This window comes from Devosia insulae DS-56, from assembly GCF_000970465.2.
GTDB classification, from domain to species: Bacteria; Pseudomonadota; Alphaproteobacteria; order Rhizobiales; family Devosiaceae; genus Devosia_A; species Devosia_A insulae.
Genome location: NZ_LAJE02000224.1, coordinates 1 through 3,565, shown reverse-complemented (window position 1 = coordinate 3,565; position 3,565 = coordinate 1). Strand labels below are relative to the sequence as shown.

The window sequence follows — 3,565 nt, the reverse complement described above, 5'->3', positions numbered from 1 at the left end:
CCTCGACTCTTCACCTCCCCCTTCATGGGGGACGCCGGGAGGGGACCGTCTGCTTCAGCCTGCACCCCCTCCCCCCAACCTTACCCATTCCCGCCCATTCCCCCCTGCCATTCCACGCCCATCCGCTAGCGCTATTTCCCCATGGATAAGCGGAATCAACGGCAGGCTAGAAAGCGCGGGGCGCCGAGCCTTGTGGCCGACTACAAGCTGTTGCCGGGTGTTCCCGACGAAATGATCGATGCCGCCGGGCAGATCCGTCCGAGCTGGGCGCCGCTCATTTCGGCGCTCGACGAGCTCGGGCACGAGGAACTGGCGGGCCGCTTCGAGCGCGCCGACCAGTATCTGCGCGACGCCGGCGTCTATTATCGCAAATATGATGGCGCCGAGGGCAAGGAGCGCGCCTGGCCGCTGGCGCATGTGCCGCTGATCCTCGACGAGAGCGAGTGGCTCACCATCACGCACGGCCTGACGCAGCGCGCCGAGTTGCTCGAAACCATCGTCGCCGACATCTATGGCAGTAACCTGCTGGTGCAGCGCGGCCTGCTGCCGCCCGAACTGGTCGCCCGCAATGACGAGTTTCTGCGGCCGATGGTCGGGGTGCGCCCGGCCAGCGGACACTTCCTGCATTTCTGCGCCTTCGAGCTCGGTCGCGGGCCGGATGGCGGCTGGTGGGTGCTGGGCGACCGCACCCAGGCGCCGTCGGGCGCCGGTTTTGCCGTCGAGAACCGCGTCGCCACCACCCGCGCCCTCTCCGATATCTATGGCGAGATGCATGTGCACCGGCTCGCCGGCTTCTTCCGCGGCTTCCGCGACGCACTGACCGGCATCGCCACCGATGGTCGGGTCGGCATCCTGACGCCGGGCCAGCACAACGAGACCTATTTCGAGCACGCTTATATCGCCCGCTATCTCGGCTTCACCCTGCTCGAGGGCGAGGACCTGGTGGTCGACAACAGCCAGGTGATGGTGCGCACCGTCTCGGGCCTGCAGCCGATCAGCGTCTTGTGGCGGCGCATGGACGCAAGCTTCGTCGACCCGCTGGAATTGCGCTACGACAGCCATATCGGCACGCCCGGCCTCACCGAGGCGCTGCGCCAGGGCACCATTTCGATGGTCAATGCACTGGGCACCGGCATCCTCGAAACCCGGGCGTTTTCGGCCTTCATGCCCAACCTCTGCCGGGCGCTGACCGGGCGCGAGCTCGAGTTGCCCTCGATCGCCACCTGGTGGTGCGGCGGGGCGGCCGAACGGCAGCACGTCATCGACAAGTTCGACACCATGATGGTCGGCTCGGCCTTTGCCACCGGCCTCGCCATCGAGGATCAGCGCGGCACCGTGGTCGGCGGTGCGCTGCCCGAGGCCGAGCGACAGGCGCTGCGGGCCCGGCTCGAAGCCGAAGGCGGCAAGTTTGTCGGCCAGGAACAGGTGCAGCTTTCCACTGCCCCGGTCTATGTCGGCGGCAAGCTCGAGCCACGGCCGATGACGCTGCGCGTCTATGCTGCCCGCACCCGCGATGGCTGGACGGTGATGCCCGGCGGCTTCGCCCGGGTCGGCTCGACCCAGGATTCGACCGCCATCGCCATGCAGCGCGGCGGCCAGGCGGCCGACGTCTGGGTGGTCAGCAAGGCGCCGGTCGAGCGCGTCACGCTGCTGCCGACCGAAGGCGAAAAGCTGGTGCGCATGTCCTCGGGGAGCCTCCCCAGCCGCGCCGCCGACAACCTGATCTGGCTCGGCCGCTATGCCGAACGCTGCGAGGCCATGGTGCGGATTCTCCGTGCCTACAATGCGCGGCTGGCCGAGATCTCCAACACCGATCAGGCGATTTTGAAGGATACCCGGGCCTATCTCGATGGCATCGGCGTCGACGCCGAGGTGCCGCTGCCGCCGGGCCTGCTCGCCGCCATCGACAGCGCCGTGCACAGCGCCAGCCAGATCCGCGACCGCTTCTCGCCCGATGGCTGGCTGGCCCTGACCGATTTACGCAAGACCGCCAGGAGCTTCTCGCAGCGCGTGCTGCCGGGCGACGACGCGACCCGCGCCATGACCGTGCTGCTGCGCAAGCTCGCCGGCTTTTCCGGCCTGGTGCACGAAAATATGTACCGCTTTGCCGGCTGGCGCTTCCTCGAGATCGGCCGGCGGCTGGAGCGCGGCATCCAGATCGCCCACAGCGTTGCCTGGTGTACGCGCAAGGGCGCGCCCGAGGGGGCGCTCGACCTGCTCCTCGAAGTCGGCGACAGCGTCATGACGCATCGCCGCCGCTATGCGGTGAGCGCCGGGGTCAACTCCTATGTCGACCTCCTGGTACTCGACCCGCTCAACCCGCGCTCCGTCCGCTTCCAGATCGCCGAACTCTACCAGCAACTCGAACAACTGCCTGGTGGCCTCGAGGACGGGCATTTGTCGATGGCGGCCAAGGCGGCATTGACGCTCGATACTGAGCTCCGCGTCACCGAGCCAGAGGACATGACGACATCCAAGATCAACCGGCTGGGCATCGAGATCGGCAATCTCGCCGGGCTCATCGCCGACGCCTATTTCGTCTGAGGAGGCGAGCCGTGCTCTACGACGTCCGGCTCGAACTGCACTACGACTACAAGGCCTCGGTGCATGGCGACCGTCACCTGGTCCGTGTCGCCCCGATCTCCATTCCCAATGCCCAGCGGGTGATCGCCTCGTCACTGTCGTTCGAGCCGCGCCCCGAGCAGGAAACCACCTTTGCCGACTATTTCGGCAACCTCGTCACCACCATTGCCTATGCCGGCCGGCACGATCACCTCGACGTACGGCTCACCGCCCGGGTGCAGGTCGAGGACCTGCATGCACCGGTCGATCTCTCCCCCACCCTCAATGGGCTGAGGGACGAGCTGAGCGCGCTCTGGTCGGTGGCGCCGGATTCGCCGCAGCATTTCCTATCCTCCTCACCGCGTATCCCTCTCGATCGCACCATCACCGACTATGCGCGGGATTCCGCCGCCGGTGACCAGTCGATCTACGCCACGGCCATGGATCTCTGCCTCCGAATTCACCGCGATTTCCGCTACGACAAGGACGCCACCAAGGTCGATACCGGCCCGGTCGAGGCCTTTGCGCTGAAGCGCGGCGTCTGCCAGGATTTTGCCCATGTGATGATCGCAGGGCTGCGTGGCCTCGGCATCCCCGCCGGCTATGTCTCGGGGTTCCTCCGCACCATCCCGCCCAAGGGCAAGCCGCGGCTCGAGGGCGCAGACGCCATGCACGCCTGGGTCCGGGTCTGGTGCGGCAAGCATTCGGGCTGGCTGGAGTTCGACCCCACCAACGCCATGCTGGCCGGCCCCGACCACATCACCATCGGCCACGGCCGCGACTATTCCGACATCTCCCCGATCGTCGGCGTGCTGCGCACCAGCGGCGGCCATACGGCCAAGCAATCCGTGGACGTGGTGCGGGTGGAGTAAGCCGGCTTCTCCGTGATTCTCCCCGCGTGGCGGGGCAAGCGCGTGGATGGCTCGGCGCGCACGGAGTACCCCCCACCCTGTCCCTCCCCCGCAAGGGGGGAGGAGACCAAAACACTGGCGCCGGTGAGGGC

Annotated in this window: 2 protein-coding genes; both read left to right on the top strand. The window is 67.4% G+C overall.

From position 1 onward, the window contains the following. Window positions 1-141 precede the first annotated feature (141 nt). The gene (locus VW23_RS16230) at window positions 142-2,544 is read left to right on the top strand and encodes a circularly permuted type 2 ATP-grasp protein (RefSeq protein WP_069910592.1); all 2,403 of its coding nucleotides are present in this window, start codon (window positions 142-144) and stop codon (window positions 2,542-2,544) included. 11 nt (window positions 2,545-2,555) lie between these two features. After that, window positions 2,556-3,434, top strand: coding sequence for a transglutaminase family protein (locus VW23_RS16225; protein WP_069910591.1), 879 nt, complete (start codon window positions 2,556-2,558; stop codon window positions 3,432-3,434). Window positions 3,435-3,565 lie beyond the last annotated feature (131 nt).